This is a genomic window from Thalassovita aquimarina, assembly GCF_018219815.1.
In the GTDB taxonomy this organism is placed as follows: domain Bacteria; phylum Pseudomonadota; class Alphaproteobacteria; order Rhodobacterales; family Rhodobacteraceae; genus Thalassobius; species Thalassobius aquimarinus.
Genome location: NZ_JADMKU010000014.1, coordinates 11,911 through 27,551, shown reverse-complemented (window position 1 = coordinate 27,551; position 15,641 = coordinate 11,911). Strand labels below are relative to the sequence as shown.

At 61.8% G+C, this 15,641-nt stretch carries 13 protein-coding genes; 9 read left to right on the top strand and 4 right to left on the bottom strand.

The genetic code is table 11. The features are described 5' to 3' along the window. Nucleotides 1-92: 92 nt before the first annotated feature. From IT775_RS14640 to IT775_RS14630, 3 genes are all read right to left on the bottom strand, one after another. Complete coding sequence (locus tag IT775_RS14640) at nucleotides 93-332, bottom strand: WGR domain-containing protein (RefSeq protein ID WP_212701862.1); 240 nt, start codon at nucleotides 330-332, stop codon at nucleotides 93-95. Between the two features lie 63 nt (nucleotides 333-395). Then, the gene (locus IT775_RS14635; RefSeq protein WP_212701861.1) at nucleotides 396-1,097 is read right to left on the bottom strand and encodes a response regulator transcription factor; all 702 of its coding nucleotides are present in this window, start codon (nucleotides 1,095-1,097) and stop codon (nucleotides 396-398) included. Then, nucleotides 1,094-3,016 (bottom strand): hybrid sensor histidine kinase/response regulator, encoded by a 1,923-nt coding sequence (locus IT775_RS14630; RefSeq protein WP_212701860.1) that lies wholly within the window; start codon nucleotides 3,014-3,016, stop codon nucleotides 1,094-1,096. Before IT775_RS14630 ends, IT775_RS14635 begins: the two co-directional genes overlap by 4 nt. 201 nt (nucleotides 3,017-3,217) lie before the next feature. Here IT775_RS14630 and IT775_RS14625 point away from each other — a divergent pair, with 201 nt between their 5' ends. The 9 genes from IT775_RS14625 (at nucleotide 3,218) to IT775_RS14585 (ending at nucleotide 13,617) form a co-directional block, all read left to right on the top strand. Beyond that, nucleotides 3,218-5,191, top strand: a complete 1,974-nt coding sequence (locus IT775_RS14625) for an AMP-binding protein (protein ID WP_246525610.1) — start codon at nucleotides 3,218-3,220, stop codon at nucleotides 5,189-5,191. Next, nucleotides 5,188-6,003: an ABC transporter ATP-binding protein gene (locus IT775_RS14620; protein WP_212701859.1), complete on the top strand. Its 816-nt coding sequence runs from the start codon at nucleotides 5,188-5,190 to the stop codon at nucleotides 6,001-6,003. The genes IT775_RS14625 and IT775_RS14620 overlap by 4 nt, the downstream gene beginning before the upstream one ends. Before the next feature lie 40 nt (nucleotides 6,004-6,043). Next, a complete protein-coding gene (locus IT775_RS14615; RefSeq protein WP_212701858.1) occupies nucleotides 6,044-7,045 on the top strand; it encodes a branched-chain amino acid ABC transporter permease in 1,002 nt (333 codons plus the stop codon). Nucleotides 7,046-7,048: 3 nt separating this feature from the next. Continuing rightward, entirely contained in the window at nucleotides 7,049-7,306 is a 258-nt protein-coding gene (locus IT775_RS14610) for a hypothetical protein (RefSeq protein ID WP_212701857.1), read from the top strand. A gap of 25 nt (nucleotides 7,307-7,331) precedes the next feature. Further along, nucleotides 7,332-8,408: a branched-chain amino acid ABC transporter permease gene (locus tag IT775_RS14605; RefSeq protein ID WP_212701856.1), complete on the top strand. Its 1,077-nt coding sequence runs from the start codon at nucleotides 7,332-7,334 to the stop codon at nucleotides 8,406-8,408. A 79-nt stretch (nucleotides 8,409-8,487) separates the two neighbouring features. After that, the gene (locus IT775_RS14600) at nucleotides 8,488-9,771 is read left to right on the top strand and encodes an ABC transporter substrate-binding protein (protein WP_212701855.1); all 1,284 of its coding nucleotides are present in this window, start codon (nucleotides 8,488-8,490) and stop codon (nucleotides 9,769-9,771) included. 74 nt (nucleotides 9,772-9,845) lie between these two features. Continuing rightward, nucleotides 9,846-10,670 carry an ABC transporter ATP-binding protein gene (locus tag IT775_RS14595; protein WP_212701854.1) on the top strand — a complete coding sequence of 275 codons (825 nt, stop codon included), beginning with the start codon at nucleotides 9,846-9,848 and terminating at the stop codon, nucleotides 10,668-10,670. 99 nt (nucleotides 10,671-10,769) lie between these two features. Then, nucleotides 10,770-11,990, top strand: a complete 1,221-nt coding sequence (locus tag IT775_RS14590; protein WP_212701853.1) for a phenylacetate--CoA ligase family protein — start codon at nucleotides 10,770-10,772, stop codon at nucleotides 11,988-11,990. A gap of 28 nt (nucleotides 11,991-12,018) precedes the next feature. Continuing rightward, entirely contained in the window at nucleotides 12,019-13,617 is a 1,599-nt protein-coding gene (locus IT775_RS14585; protein WP_212701852.1) for a peptidoglycan-binding domain-containing protein, read from the top strand. A 1-nt stretch (nucleotide 13,618) separates the two neighbouring features. Here IT775_RS14585 and IT775_RS14580 read toward each other — a convergent pair whose 3' ends face one another. Beyond that, the gene (locus IT775_RS14580) at nucleotides 13,619-15,460 is read right to left on the bottom strand and encodes a PHA/PHB synthase family protein (protein WP_212701851.1); all 1,842 of its coding nucleotides are present in this window, start codon (nucleotides 15,458-15,460) and stop codon (nucleotides 13,619-13,621) included. Nucleotides 15,461-15,641: the final 181 nt, after the last annotated feature.

Sequence of the window (15,641 nt, the reverse complement as noted above, 5' to 3'; positions counted from 1 at the left end):
GCCTTTGCGGTTCAGCGAATGGGTAGGCAAAGGCGGGCGCGGGTGCAATGGCCCACGTCGCGGAAATGCATGAAATCGGCGGGGAAACCGCGTCAGGCCGCGTCGCTGCGATGATAGCCGCGTTTCAGCGCGGCATTGCGCAGCCGGTCGGCCTGTTCCGAGGCTTGCCGCAGATTGCCGAACAGGTCGATCCGGGATTGCCCCTTGCCGCCGCTGATGCCCCATTCGCGCATGACCGACACCTCTTCAAGCAGGTTCATGGCGATTTCGACCCGGTAGTAGCGGGGCCGGAAGGACTGAGGCGTCGGGCGATAGAGCAGGCAGCTGGTCATGGGGTGATTCTAGGCATGTGATTCGCGCGGATCAAGCCCGTCCCTACGCCGCCGTAGGGAATTTCAGCTCCAGCTCACGTCGCCCAGGAAAATATAGCCAGCGCCATAGATCGTCTTGATCAGGCGCGGATTTTTCGGATCCTCGCGCAGCTTGGTGCGCAGCCGCGAGATCCGCACATCCATCGCCCTGTCGAAGCTTTCCCCGGCCGCGCCACCCAGCGTTTCCTGCATCACCGCGCGCGAAATCAGCCGTTTGGGGCGTTCGAGGAACAGCCGCAGCACTTCGCCTTCGGCATGCGAAAACGGCGTTTCAAGGCCCTCTTCGTCCTCAAGGATGTAGCTGTCGAAATGCGCGGTCCAGCCGTTGAAACTGGCGGTGTTTCCCGATTGCGGCGGCGTCTGGCCGCGGCGCAGCCGGGCGCGGATGCGGGCCACGACCTCGGCCGGGTCGAAGGGCTTGATAATGTAGTCGTCGGCGCCGAGTTCCAGCCCGGTCACCCGGTCCTGTACCTGCGCGCGGCCCGAAATGATGATCACCGTCGCGCCCTGTTCCAGCGCCAGCCGGTGCACCAGCGTCAGCCCGTCCTTGTCCGGCAGCGACAGATCGACAAGGCAGACGTCGGGGGTGGCGGATTTAAGGGCGGCTTCGAATTCGGTGGCGCGCCCGAAACTCATGGTGCGGAACCCGGCCTCGTTCAGCGCATCGGCCAGCATCGAGCGGATTTCCGGTTCGTCGTCCAGGATGGTGACAAGGGGCGCGGTCATTCGGCGGCGGTTTCCTGTTGCAAGAAGGTTGTCAGCTGCGACTGCGTAAAGGGTTTACGCAGCAATGGCGCCTGCGTCGAGGCAGTTCGGGAAAGCGGGTGATCGGGGGGCAGCGATGTCATCAGCGACAGCGGCGGGTGACCGGCGGGCAGCGCGTCGAGAAGATCGAGCCCGGTCTTTTCCCCCGCCAGCGTGATGTCGGACAGGATGCGCCCGATGTCGGGCAACCCGTCGAGCAACGCCAGCGCCTCGTCCACGGTTTCGGCCTCGATCACCGTGTTGCCAAGCGCGGTCAGCATCGAGCGCACGGTTTCGCGCAGGTCGGGGCTGTCTTCGACCAGCAGCACCAGGCCCGGTTCCAGCGGCGGCGGCGCCGGTTGCAGCGGTAGCCGGATCACCACCCGGCCGCCGGTTTCGGTGTTGGACACGCCGATGCGGCCGCCGGCGAGTTTCGTCATGTCATAGACCATCGAAAGGCCCAGCCCCGACCCCTCGCCGCCCTTGGTGGTGAAGAAGGGTTCCAGCGCGTGTTCCAGCGCGGTGTCGGAAAATCCTGGGCCGGTATCGTCGAGGATGAATTCGGCCCACAGGTTCTGCACCGGGGCGACGGTCAGGCTGATCTCGCCGGATTTGCCGCAGGCGTCGCGGGCGTTCAGGATCAGGTTCAGCAGCGAATCCTGCAACATCCCGGTGTCGAGCATCAGCCGGTTGTCATGCAGCAGGTTGCTTATGTTGAGCGAAAAATTGGCGGGCAGCGCCGGGGCGGCGAGGATTTGCAGATCGTCCAGCAGCAGCCCGACATCGGCCGGGACCGGGTGCCATTCGCGCGCGCCGGTGATGTCGGCGATCCGGTTCAGAAGCGATCCGCCGCGATGCGCCGCCGACAGGGTGGCTTCGATCTGGCGCTTGGCGTCGGCGGGCAGGTCCATTTTCTGCAACCGCGACTGGCTGCCCAGGATGATGGTCAGCAGGTTGGAAAAATCATGCGCCATGCCGCTGGTCAACTGCGCCGCCATTTCGCGCCGCCTTGTCTGTTGCAGGGCGGTCCGGGCCTGGGTTTCGCGGGTGATGTCCATCGACAGGATGTAAACGCCGTCGTCTTCGCCGCCGGTATCCTGTGCCGGGGTGAACGCGGCACGGATGCGGCGCGAACTGGCTTCGTCGAAAAATTCGAAGACCGAGGCCGTGCCGGCGAAGGCCTCTTCCAGGTGCGGCCGGATCGCGGCGTAGATATCCGTGCCCAGGGCGTCCTCGATATGCAGCCCGACGATGTTTGATGGCCGCCCCGGCATTACCGAGGACAGTTTCCGGTTGGAAAAGGTGTAATAACGGTCCATCCCCACATGGGCGATATGGGCGGGCATCATTTCGGTGGTCTGGCGGGTGCGGGCCTCGGTTTCGGTCAGCTGATGTTTGGCTTCTTCCAGCGCGGTGACGGTCGCGGCGAGCTTGCGGTTGGCGGTGGCCAGCTGTTCGGCATAGGTCAGCACCTTGTCCGACAGTTCCTCGGACCGGGCGCGCAGCAATTCTTCCTGCTGCTTGGGTCTGGAGATGTCGGTGTAAACCGTCACCCAGCCACCCTGTGGCAGGGGCGATCCCTCGACCGAAATCCATTGCCCGTTCGCACGCTTGCGTTCCATGTAATGCGGCGTGAAGGTTTTGGCCTGTTCGACCCGGACGCGAACCGCTTCGTCGACGTCGTCGATCTCGCCATATTCGCCGCGCTCGACAAGATAGCGGATGGTGTCCTCGAACCCCGCGCCCGGCCGGACCTGATCGCTTCCAAGGTCGAACATTTCCCGAAAAGGTCGATTGCAGGCGACGAGTTTCAGGTCACGGTCGTATATCGAAAGGCCCTGCTGAATCAGATTCAGCCCGGCCATCGTCATCGCCGCGGTATCAAGGGGTTTCCGGCCCATTTTATTCTCTCCCTGTGACATGGCTAACATCCCGCGCGGGCGGCGAAAAGCATTGCGCGTGTGCCTGTTACAATTCGTTACAATTGGGAAATGATCAGGAAAAAGTTGACGGTGAATCCTTAATTCGATCCCTTGGAGGAGGGAGAATCGCGGCTACTCGGTCGCACGCTCGGAACTAACGAGCATTTGGGAGGAACAGAATTGGCACAACCGTCACAGGCGGCGGGTGGACTGACGTCCATCCCGGCGTTGTTGCACCGTAACGCCACCGAATACGGCGATCGTCCCGCCTATCGGGAAAAAGAATTCGGCATCTGGCAAAGCTGGACCTGGAAAGAGACAGAGGCAGAGATCACCAATCTCGCACTGGGCCTGATCAATCTTGGCGTCAACGAAGGCGATTTCATCGCGATCATCGGGCGCAACCGTCCTTACATGTACTGGTCGATGGTGGCCGCCGAATCTGTCGGCGCGATCCCGGTACCGCTCTATCAGGACAGCGCCGCGGAAGAGATGGCCTATGTTCTGGATCACTGCGGCGCGCGTTTCGTGATCGCCGAGGACCAGGAACAGGTCGACAAGGTGATCGAGATTCAGGATCGCCTGCACCAGTTCGAGCACATGATCTATCTCGATCCGCGCGGGATGCGGAAATACGACCATTCCCGCCTGCACGAATTCGCGCATATCCAGGAACAGGGCCACGCCGCACGCGATGAACTGACGCCGGAACTGCGCCGCCGCGAAGCCAAGCTGGATTATTCCAGCATCTGCGTGATGCTGTACACCTCGGGCACAACCGGCAAGCCCAAGGGCGTGGTTCTGTCGAACCGCAACGTGATCGAAAGCGCCAAGAATTCCGCTGAATTCGACCATCTGCGCGGGAACGAAGAAATCCTCGCCTATCTGCCGATGGCCTGGGTGGGCGACTTCATCTTCTCGATCGGGCAGGCCTATTGGTGCGGCTTCTGCGTCAACTGCCCCGAAAGCGCCGATACGCTGACGGTGGACCTGCGCGAAATCGGCCCGACCTATTACTTCGCCCCGCCGCGGGTGTTCGAAACCCAGCTGACCAACGTGATGATCCGGATGGAAGACGCGGGCAAGCTGAAGAAGCGGATGTTCGACTATTTCATGGCCCACGCCAAGAAGGTCGGCCCGTCGATTCTGGACGGCAAGCCGGTGGGCTTCGGGGACCGGTTCAAATACTGGCTGGGCAACCTGTTCGTCTATGGACCGCTGAAGAACACCTTGGGCTTCAGCCGGGTGCGCGTGGGCTACACCGCGGGCGAAGCGATCGGGCCGGAAATCTTCGATTTCTACCGTTCGCTGGGCATCAACCTGAAACAGCTTTACGGCCAGACCGAGGCGACGGTGTTCATCACCGCGCAGCCCGATGGCGAAGTGCGTTCCGACACGGTCGGCGTGCCCTCGCCCGGCGTCGAGCTGAAGATCGCCGACAATGGCGAGGTGTTCTATCGCAGCCCCGGCGTGTTCGAGGAATATTACAAGAACCCCGAAAGCACCGCCTCGACCAAGGATGCCAAAGGCTGGGTCGCAACCGGCGATGCGGGTTTCATCGAACCCGGTACCGGGCATCTGCGGATCATCGACCGCGCCAAGGATGTCGGCAAGATGGCCGATGGCAGCCTGTTCGCGCCGAAATACGTTGAAAACAAGCTGAAATTCTACCCCAACATCCTCGAGGCGGTGGTGTTCGGCAATGGCCGCGACCAATGCATGGCCTTCATCAACATCGACCTGTCCGCGGTCGGCAACTGGGCTGAACGCAACAACATCGCCTATTCCTCCTACCAGGAACTGGCGGGGCATCCGCAGGTTCTGGCCGCGATCAAGGATCACGTGGAAGAGGTCAATAAATCTGTGGCGCAGGACGAAATGCTGTCGGGTTGCCAGATCCACCGCTTCCTGGTGCTGCACAAGGAACTGGATGCCGATGACGGCGAACTGACCCGTACCCGCAAGGTGCGCCGCCGGATCATCGAGGACAAGTACAGCGATCTGATCGATGCGCTCTATGGCGGCAAGGATGAAATCTTCACCGAAACCGAAGTGACCTACGAGGACGGCCGCAAGGGATCGATCAGCGCGACGCTGAAGCTGATCGATGCCGCGGTGGTGCCGGTGACAACGCAGAAGGTGGCGGCAGAATGAGCAACGAAGAAGGATATGTCACCGACGACGGTCGCAAGATCGGCGGCACGCTGATGGAGATGAAGAACATCACGCTGCGTTTCGGCGGGGTGAAGGCGATCACCGATATCAGCTTCGACATCAAGGAAGGCGAAATTCGCGCCATCATTGGCCCGAACGGGGCCGGCAAATCCTCGATGCTGAACGTGATTTCAGGTTTCTACGTGCCGCAGGAGGGCGAGGTTTGGTTCAAGGGCGCGAAACGCCCGCCGATGAAACCCTACCAGGTGGCGCAGCAGGGCATTGCCCGGACGTTCCAGAACATCGCGCTGTTCGAAGGCATGAGCGTTCTCGACAACGTCATGACCGGGCGGCTGAACTACATGAAGTCCGGCCTGTTTCAGCAGGCGATCTGGAAGGGCAAGGCCGAGCGGGAAGAAGTGGAAAACCGCGAGGTGGTCGAAAAGGTCATCGACTTCCTGGAAATCCAGTCGATCCGCAAAACGCCGGTCGCGCGTCTGCCCTATGGTTTGAAAAAGCGGGTCGAACTGGCTCGTGCGCTGGCGGCCGAACCGATGCTGCTGCTGCTCGATGAACCGATGGCGGGCATGAACGTCGAAGAAAAAGAGGACATGAGCCGCTTCATCCTCGACGTGAATGATGAATTCGGCACCACCATCGCGCTGATCGAACACGACATGGGCGTGGTGATGGACCTGTCCGACCGCGTCGTCGTGATGGATTACGGCAAGAAAATCGGGGACGGAACCCCGGACGAAGTGCGCAGCAACCAGGACGTGATCGACGCCTATCTGGGGGTGTCCCATGACTGATTTCGCGCACGACTTTCAACAGGGTAAGGGGGCGTAACAGATGCCTACGCAGCTTCTTTTCGGGACCGAGGTGCTTCTGAACGGCCTGATGGCGGGCGTTCTTTATGCTCTCGTCGCGCTTGGCTTTGTTCTGATCTACAAGGCGAGCGGAATCTTCAACTATGCCCAGGGCGTGATGGCGCTGTTCGCGGCGCTGACGCTGGTCGGGATCATGGATGGCCAGGTGCCCTTCAGCCACCTGATCAACGCCGTACTGGGCACCGAGGTGCATCACTTCGGCTGGCATATCAATGCGGTGGTTTCGATCATCCTGACCATGGGCGTGATGATCATCCTGGCCTATTGCGTGCAGCAGTTCGTGTTCCGCCACCTTGTCGGGCAGGAACCGATCATCCTGTTCATGGCGACCATCGGCCTGGCCTACTTCATGGAAGGTTTCGGCGACCTGATGTGGGGGTCGGACATCAAGAAACTGGACGTGGGCCTGCCCCAGGGCGGCAGTTTCTGGATCGAAGACAACAGCCGCTGGCTGGGCTTCGGCAACGAAGATTTCTATGGCTTCTTCATCGACAAGCTCGACATCGTCGCGACAGGAATCGCCGCAATTCTGGTGGTCGTGCTGGTTCTGTTCAGCCAGTACACCAAGCAGGGCCGGGCAATGCGCGCGGTGGCCGACGATCACCAGGCGGCGCTGTCGGTCGGCATCAGCCTGAACTTCATCTGGGTGATGGTGTGGTCGGTGGCCGGGTTCGTGGCTCTGGTCGCGGGCATCATGTGGGGCGCGAAATCGGGCGTGCAGTTTTCGCTGTCGCTGATCGCGCTGAAGGCGCTGCCGGTGCTGATGCTGGGCGGCTTCACCTCGATCCCCGGGGCCATCGTCGGCGGGCTGATCATCGGCGTGGGTGAAAAGATGTTCGAATTCACCATTGGACCGCTGGTCGGCGGCGCGACCGAGAACTGGTTCGCCTATGTGCTGGCGCTGCTGTTCCTGGTGTTCCGTCCGCAGGGTCTGTTCGGTGAAAAGATCATCGAAAGGGTCTGAGCCATGCAGAAGCTTCTCGCACTGATCAACGTCGTCGCTTGGGCAGGGTTCTGGGCCTTCGGCTACCTGGCCCTGACCGCGGATGGGTTTTCCGGGCGACAGTTGACGATTTCGGCGATCCTGGCTTTCGTCGGTTTCGCGGTGGGGATCTTCGCCTACCTGAAGCTGGTCCGCTTCGCCGAAGACAGCGGCTATGCCGCCAAGTCCAAGAAACTCGATGCCGCGCGCCGTGAAGAGGCGCAGGCGCAGCACCCGCTGTAAGCGCAGAATTCGAAGAGGAATAAACATGTTCTATCGTGAGGCGGGCGACTTCAAAACGTCCTATGTCGACGACAACCAGACCTTCCCGATCAAGTTCGACCGGTACCGCTATTACTTCGTCCTGTTTTTCGCCTTTCTGATCGTCCCGGTGGTGATCAACGATTACTGGGTGAACGCGGTCTTCATGCCGTTCCTGATCTATTCGATCGCGGCGATCGGGCTGAACATCCTGGTGGGCTATTGCGGACAGGTGTCGCTGGGGACCGGCGGTTTCATGGCGGTGGGCGCCTATGCCTGCTACAAGCTCATGACCTCCTTCCCGGAAGTGAACATCTTCTTCCACGTGCTGCTGGCCGGTGGCGTGACCGCGTTGGTCGGCGTGGCCTTTGGCCTGCCCAGCTTGCGGATCAAGGGGTTCTACCTCGCGGTGGCGACGCTGGCGGCGCAGTTCTTTCTGGTGTGGCTGTTCAACAAGGTGCCGTGGTTCTACAACTACTCGGCCTCGGGCCAGATTTCGTCGCCGGAACGCACCGTGTTCGGCATCGCGGTGACCGGCCCCAACACCCATGCCTGGGCGGCCTATCTGTTCTGCCTCGTCTTTGTGACGATCTGCGCGATCGTGGCACGCAACCTGACCCGCGGCATGCAGGGGCGGAAATGGATGGCGATCCGCGACATGGATATCGCGGCTGAAATCATCGGCGTCGATCCGCTGAAATCCAAGCTCAGCGCCTTTGCCGTGAGTTCGTTCTTCATCGGCGTGTCGGGCGCGCTGTTCTTCTCGGTTTATCTCGGCGCGGTCGAGGTGGGCGAGGCCTTCGGCATCACCAAATCGTTCCTGGTGTTGTTCATGATCATCATCGGCGGCCTGGGGTCGATTTTCGGATCCTTTGCCGGGGCGGCCTTCCTGGTGCTGCTGCCGGTGTTGCTGAAGAACATTCTGGTGGGGCAGCTGGGCTGGCCGACCGATCTGGCCGCGCATCTTGAATTCATGATCGTGGGGGCGATGATCATCATCTTTCTGATCGCCGAACCTCACGGGCTGGCGCAACTGTGGCGCGTCGCCAAGGAAAAACTAAGGCTTTGGCCCTTCCCGCACTAAGGACGGGCCCTGCCAAATGCCCGGGAGAATAACCCCGGCACCAATCCATCGGATATGACCAAAGGGAGGAATTTTACCGATGAAAATGAAACTGATCACGGCAGCGGTTGCTGCTCTTATGGCGGCATCGCCGGCCATGGCTGACCTGACCTTCACGTCGCTCAGCTACCGGACCGGCCCCTATGCCGCGAACGGCATTCCGTTTGCCGACGGCTATGCCGACTATTTCACCCTGCTGAACGAACGCGATGGCGGTATCGGCGGCGAAAAGATCAACCTGATCGAATGCGAAACCGGCTATAACACCGAAAAAGGTGTCGAATGCTACGAATCCACCAAGGGTTCCGGCGCGCTGGTCTATCAGCCGCTGTCGACCGGTATCACCTATCAGCTGATCCCCAAGGTGACCGCGGATGGTATCCCGCTGCACTCGATGGGCTATGGCCGGACCTCGGCCAAGAACGGCAAGGTGTTCAGCAACGTCTTCAACTACCCGGCGAACTACTGGGACGGGGCGTCGATCGCGATCAAGCACCTGCTTGACATCAACGGCGGTGACCTCAGCGGCAAGAAGGTCGCGCTGGTCTATCACAACTCGGCTTACGGCAAGGAACCGATCCGTACCCTGGAAGAGCTGTCCAAGAAGCACGGCTACGATCTGACCCTGCTGCCGGTGGACCACCCCGGTCAGGAACAGAAATCGCAGTGGCTGCAAATCCGTCGCGAACGTCCCGATTACGTGATCATGTGGGGCTGGGGCGTGATGAACCAGGTCGCGATCCAGGAAGCCGTGAACATCCGCTTCCCGATGGAAAACTTCATCGGTGTCTGGTGGTCGGGTTCGGAAAACGACGTGAAAGCCGCTGGCGAAGCCGCGGATGGCTACAAGGCGCTGACCTTCCACAACGTGGGTTCGGATTATCCGCTGTTCCAGGACATTCAGGACTATGTTGTCGACGAAGGCAAGGCAGCGGGCGCGGGTGACCAGATCGGTACCGTCCTGTATAACCGCGGCCTTTACGCGGCGATGCTGGCGGCCGAAGCGGCCAAGACCGCTCAGCAGATCCACGGCACCTCGGCCATCACCCCCGCGATGATGCGCGATGGTATGGAAAACCTTGAGATCACCGAAGGCAAGATGACCATGCTTGGTCTGCCGAACTTCGGCCCGTCCTTCAAGGTGAGCTGTGAAAACCACGGTGGTGATGGCTTCGGTGCTGTGACCCAGTGGGACGCGAAAGCCGGCACCTGGAGCATGATCACCGACTACATGCAGTCGGATCAGGACGTTCTGGCGCCGCTGGTTGCCGCGGATTCCGAGGCGTATGCCAAAGAAAACAACATCGCCGAGCGTTGTAACTAATCCTCCCCTCGTTCCGGCCGCGCCATCGCGCGCGGCCGGGACCCCACCAAACGATAACCAGAAAGTTAACGCAGATGCTGGATGCAGGACCCACCGACGAGACCCTTCTGGAGGTCAACAATATCGAGGTGATCTACAACCACGTGATCCTGGTGCTGAAAGGCGTGTCTCTGAAGGTGCCAAAGGGCGGGATCACCGCGCTGCTGGGCGGCAACGGCGCCGGCAAGACCACCACGCTGAAGGCCATTTCGAACCTGCTGCATTCAGAACGCGGCGAGGTCACCAAAGGCAGCATTTTCTATCGTGGTGAACGCGTGCAGGATCGGGCCCCCGCCGAACTTGTGGACAAGGGTGTGATCCAGGTGATGGAAGGCCGTCACTGCTTCGAACACCTGACCGTGGAAGAAAACCTGATGACCGGCGCCTATACCCGCAAGGACGGCAAGGGCGCGGTCGATGCGGACCTGGAAATGGTCTATCAGTACTTCCCGCGCCTGAAAGAGCGGCGCAGAAGCCAGGCCGGCTATACCTCGGGCGGTGAGCAACAGATGGTGGCCATCGGTCGCGCGATCATGAGCCGCCCCGAAACGATCCTTCTTGATGAACCGTCGATGGGACTGGCGCCGCAGCTGGTCGAGGAAATCTTCAACATCGTGAAGAACCTTAACGAAAAGGAAGGCGTGACCTTCCTGCTTGCGGAGCAGAACACCAATGTCGCGCTGCGCTTTGCCCATTACGGGTACATCCTTGAATCGGGGCGTGTCGTGATGGATGGCCCGGCTGCGGATTTGCGCGAAAACCCGGACGTTAAGGAATTTTACCTTGGCGTGTCCGACGAGGGCCGCAAGAGCTTCCGCGACGTGCGGTCCTACCGCCGCCGCAAGCGCTGGCTGAGCTGAGACAAAACTGAAAAACGGGCAGGGCAGCGTCCTGCCCCAGCTGGATGCCAATCAGCCGGGTGAACAATTGCCAAGCCACCCGCACTGGAGACTGTTACCATGAGCCGCTTTTTTGACGATCTCGAAACCCGCAGCGCGGATGAACGCGCCGCCGCCCTGGCCACGGCCCTGCCGGAACAGATTGCCCGGGCGCAGCCCCTGTCCGGCTATGGCGACAGCCTGAAGGATGTCGATGCGGGGGCGATCAAGTCGGTGGCGGACCTGGCCGGGTTGCCGGTGGTGCGCAAATCCGATCTGGTCCGGGCGCAGGGTGGGGATTACCCGTTCGGCGGTTTGACGTCGAAGCCTGCCAGCGGTTTCGCGCATATCTTTCAGTCGCCGGGCCCGATCTATGAACCCGGCGGGACCGATTACGACTGGTGGCGGATGGGCCGCTTCCTGCATGCCTGCGGCATCGGCAAGGGCGATATCGTGCAGAACTGCTTCGGCTATCACCTGACCCCGGCGGGGATGATTTTCGAAAACGGCGCGCGCACCGTGGGCGCGGCGGTTTTGCCCGCCGGAACCGGCCAGACCGAGTTGCAGGCCCGCGCCGCCCATGACGTTGGCGTCACCGCCTATGCCGGCACGCCCGACTATCTCAAGATCATCCTCGACAAGGCCGAAGCGATGGGGCTGAAGCTGGGCATCACCAAGGCCGCCGTCGGCGGCGGCGCGTTGTTCCCCTCGTTGCGGCAGGAATACGCGGATCGCGCCATCACCTGCATGCAATGTTATGCCACCGCCGATCTGGGCAACGTCGCCTACGAATCGGAGGCGATGGAAGGCATGATCGTCGACGAGGGCGTGATCGTCGAAATCGTCCGCCCCGGCACCGGCGACCCGGTCGCCCCGGGCGAGGTGGGCGAAGTCGTGGTGACGACGCTGAACCCCGACTACCCGCTGATCCGCTTCGCCACCGGCGACCTGAGCGCGGTGATGGCCGGGCAAAGCCCCTGCGGTCGCACCAATATGCGTATCAAGGGCTGGATGGGCCGGGCCGACCAGACCACCAAGATCAAGGGTATGTTCGTGCGCCCCGAACAGGTGGCGCAACTGGTCGCCAAGCATGATGACATCGTCAAGGCACGCGTCATCGCCGGGCGCGATGGCGAAATGGACACGATGACGGTTCAGATCGAAACCGAGGCGCAGGAACCCGATGCCTATGCGTCATCGGTTATCGACCTGCTGAAGATGAAGGGCAAGATTCAGCTGGTTTCGCCCGGATCTCTGCCCAACGACGGAAAAGTTATCGAGGATCAGCGCAGTTACGACTAAGCTGGGGGCAGAACCTAAGGGGGCTGCCATGCGAATATCTTCCGTTTTCACCGGTCTAGTGGCCGCAATGCTGCTGTGGACCCATGATGCCAGAGCGGCGGATTACGCGCTGATCCTGACCAACCGGAGCTATGACAACGCCCCGGCCGAACCGCGCGCGGCGTCCTTCGACACATGGTCAAGCATCCTGCGCGAGGCCGGTTTTGAAGTTTTCGGCGGCCAAGACTGGAAAGCCACGACCATGACACGCGCGGCGGAATCGTTTCGCAGCGCGTTGGCCAAGGGCGATGCCGACCGGATCGTCGTGATCGCATCGGGACGTATCGTGGCCTCTTCCACCGACAGCTGGCTTCTGGGGCGCGATTACCGCGACCTGTCGGACATGACCGTCGGACGCTACGGGGTTTCTCTGGGGGGGCTGGCCCAAATCCTCGGCGGCCACCCGGGGCATGGCGTTCTGGTGGTGGCTCCGTCCTGGAGCAGCCGCGAAGCCCCCGGACCGGGATTGCGTGTCGGGGCGCGGCGACTGCCGCTTGCCCAGGGCGTCGCGCTCCTGGAGGGGCCGGCGGACAAGCTGCAGCCGTTGCTGGGCAACGCGGTGATGGCTGCGCCGCAGCCGCTGGGCCGGATCGCGCGCAACCTGCCAAAAGGCGTGACGATGAGGGGGTATCTGCCCGATGACCTTCCGCTCGGGCTGGGGGACGGCGATGTCGACCCGGTGAACGAAAGCGATGCGGCTTACTGGAGCGCCGTGCGCGACCTGGGCACGGTTGCGGCCTATCGCAGCTATCTCGATCGGTTTCCGAACGGTTTGTTCGCGGGGGAAGCGCGCCGCCTGATCGCGGAGGCCGAAGACGAACCGCGCCTTCGTGCGGAAGCGGAGGAGAAAGCGCTTGGCCTGTCCTGGGACGACCGCCGCAACCTGCAACGGGACCTGACGTTGCTGGGCTTCGACACCGGCGGCGTGGACGGCGTTTTCGGCGCCAATAGCCGGTCCGCGATCCGGCGCTACCAGAAAAGCCGGAATTATACCCAAACGGGGTATCTGACCGCGCAGCAGGTGGGGCAGATTCGTCGCGAGGCGTCACAGCGGCGCGAGGAACTGGAACGGCAGGACCGGGCCTATTGGCAGCGCAGCGGTGCGCTTGGGACCGAAGCCGGATACCGTGACTACCTCAACCGTTATCCCAACGGCATTTACGCCGAAACCGCCCGTGACCGGTTGGCCGAAATCGAACGCAGCCGGGGCGAACCGGCGGCATGGGACCGGGCGCGCAGGGCGGATACGATCGCGGCCTACCGGAACTACCTCGACACATATCCCTTCGGCGCACACGCCCGGGACGCGCGCGACCGGATCGCCGAACTGGAACGGGATCGTGTCGACCGGGAACAGATCGAACGCGACAAGGCAGAGGAACGCACGGTCGCCGCAAATCCCATTTCACGGCTGCTGGTGGAGCAATCTCTGAAAAGGGTTGGGCTCAACCCGGGAAAGATAGACGGCAATTTCGACAAGCAGACCCGCAAAGCGTTGCGCCAGTTCCAGCGTGCGAACGAATTGCCCGCGACCGGCTATGTGTCACAGCGCACGATGGTATTGCTGACGACAGGTATCCTGCGCTGATCTATTTCTGGAACACATAGGTTCCCGGCGCCGGTGCCAGCGGCGGATAGCCCTTGTCTGGCGCGCCCATCGTCGGCGGGGCGACCTTGCGGTCGTCGGATTGCGCCCTGTTCAGCCAGTCGGACCATTCCGGCCACCACGATCCATCTTTGGGATCATGCGCAGCGACCCAGCTGTCGGGGTCGCTGTATAGCGCATCGGCGGGCCGGAACCCGATTCGGTAATACCGCCCCTTGTGGCCCGGTTCGCTGACGATGCCGCCATTATGGCCGCCCTTGGTCAGGACGAAGGTCAGGTCGCCATCGGTGAACAGCTTGGTCTTGTAGACAGATCGCCAGGGCGCGATGTGATCTTTCTCTGTCGCGACGACGAAGAACGGCGCCTTGATGTCCTTCAGTGCGATCACCCGCCCGTCGACCGCGAAGCGCCCCGCGCTCAGCCGGTTTTCCAGAAAAAGCCCGCGCAGGTATTGCGAATGCATCCGGTAGGGCATCCGCGTCGCATCCATGTTCCAGACCGAGATATCGGCCTGCCGGTCCTCCAGCCCCATGAGATAGCGGCGCACGGCGCGGGTCCAGACCAAATCTTCGGCCCGAAGCGCTTGGAAGGCGCCGCTCATCTGCCGCTGATCGAGGTAACCCTGCGACCACATCATATCCTCGAGGAACGCGATCTGGCTTTCGTCGACGAACAGCATCAGTTCGCCCGCCTCGGAAAAGTCGGTCTGCGCCGCCAGCAGCGTGACCGAGGCCAGCCGGTCATCGCCGTCGCGGGCCATGGTGGCCGCCGCGATCGACAGGATCGTGCCCCCCAGGCAATAGCCGCAGGCGTGGATTTTCCGGTCCGGCACGATGTCCGATACCGCGTCCAGCGCCGCCATCACGCCGTCCTGCCGGTAATCCTCCATCGACAGGTCGCTTTGATCGGCGGTCGGGTTGACCCAGGAAATGGCGAAGACGGTGAAGCCCTGCGCCACCAGATACCCGATCAGCGAATTGTGGCGGCTGAGATCGAGGATGTAGTATTTCATGATCCAGGCCGGCACGATCAGGATCGGTTCGGCATGCACCTGTGCGGTTTGCGGGCTGTACTGGATCAGTTCGAACAATTCGTTGCGATACACCACCTGTCCCGGCGTGGCGGCGAGAGTTTCGCCGACGCGAAATTCCTTGGGCGCGTCAAACGGTTTCTCGGTGATGAGATCGGAGATGTCTTCGGCCAGGTTCTGCAATCCGTCGATAAAGGACTGCCCCTTGGTCTGGCGTGCGGTTTCCAAAATTTCTGGGTTGAGCAGCGGTATGTTCGACGGCGATGCCGTATCCAGCATCTGACGGATCATGAAGGACACGCGGTCGGTGTTCTTCTTCTGAGCGCCGGGCGTGTCGGTCGTGGCCTGGTCCCACCAGTCCTGCATCGCAAGGAAGCTTTGCTGCATCAGGGAAAATGGTGGTTTGGTCCAGTCGGGATGGGTGAAGCGGTGGTCGTTGCCGTTAGGGTGGAACGGCATTTCCGGGGCGTCGGAAAACTGGTTCGCGGCGAAAGCGGCGAGCTTGAACATGTTCTTCTGGGCTTGCGCGATCAATTCGGATTGCCGCCCCGGCGCGAAGGCCAGATGCGTTGCCCAGTCGACCCAGGCCTCGGAAGCGGCATAGGGCGACACGCCGGCGGTGAACTTGGCCATGGCGGCGCGCAGCGACCGGTCCAGCGCGTCATGCGGGTGGACGGTCGTGCCCGGCGCATTGTGGCGTGGCGGCAGCGGCGGTTTCGCCGCGCTGGCAGGTTGCTGCGTGGTTTCGCCTTTGGGGCGCGGTGCGACGGTCGGCTTGGAGGCGGGGGCTGTCATGTCGAAACTCGTTCGCTGATTGCTGTCATGTTCCATGCAGTGATTCGGGTCATTCTTTTATGACACAGATCAGATGCCGGCCTGAGCGGAGCGGCGGGGATGCCGGGAATCGCAGGGCCGCGCAAACATGCGCCCAAGTGCCGGCGGCTTGCGCAAAAAAAAACCGCCCTGAAATCAGGAC

Bases quoted from the DNA above. Each gene is read 5' to 3' on its own strand.
- IT775_RS14640 (WP_212701862.1), bottom strand. From the start codon at position 332: ATGACCAGCTGCCTGCTCTATCGCCCGACGCCTCAGTCCTTCCGGCCC.
- IT775_RS14635 (WP_212701861.1), bottom strand. From the start codon at position 1,097: ATGACCGCGCCCCTTGTCACCATCCTGGACGACGAACCGGAAATCCGC.
- IT775_RS14630 (WP_212701860.1), bottom strand. From the start codon at position 3,016: ATGGGCCGGAAACCCCTTGATACCGCGGCGATGACGATGGCCGGGCTG.
- IT775_RS14620 (WP_212701859.1), top strand. From the start codon at position 5,188: ATGAGCAACGAAGAAGGATATGTCACCGACGACGGTCGCAAGATCGGC.
- IT775_RS14615 (WP_212701858.1), top strand. From the start codon at position 6,044: ATGCCTACGCAGCTTCTTTTCGGGACCGAGGTGCTTCTGAACGGCCTG.
- IT775_RS14610 (WP_212701857.1), top strand. From the start codon at position 7,049: ATGCAGAAGCTTCTCGCACTGATCAACGTCGTCGCTTGGGCAGGGTTC.
- IT775_RS14605 (WP_212701856.1), top strand. From the start codon at position 7,332: ATGTTCTATCGTGAGGCGGGCGACTTCAAAACGTCCTATGTCGACGAC.
- IT775_RS14600 (WP_212701855.1), top strand. From the start codon at position 8,488: ATGAAAATGAAACTGATCACGGCAGCGGTTGCTGCTCTTATGGCGGCA.
- IT775_RS14595 (WP_212701854.1), top strand. From the start codon at position 9,846: ATGCTGGATGCAGGACCCACCGACGAGACCCTTCTGGAGGTCAACAAT.
- IT775_RS14590 (WP_212701853.1), top strand. From the start codon at position 10,770: ATGAGCCGCTTTTTTGACGATCTCGAAACCCGCAGCGCGGATGAACGC.
- IT775_RS14585 (WP_212701852.1), top strand. From the start codon at position 12,019: ATGCGAATATCTTCCGTTTTCACCGGTCTAGTGGCCGCAATGCTGCTG.
- IT775_RS14580 (WP_212701851.1), bottom strand. From the start codon at position 15,460: ATGACAGCCCCCGCCTCCAAGCCGACCGTCGCACCGCGCCCCAAAGGC.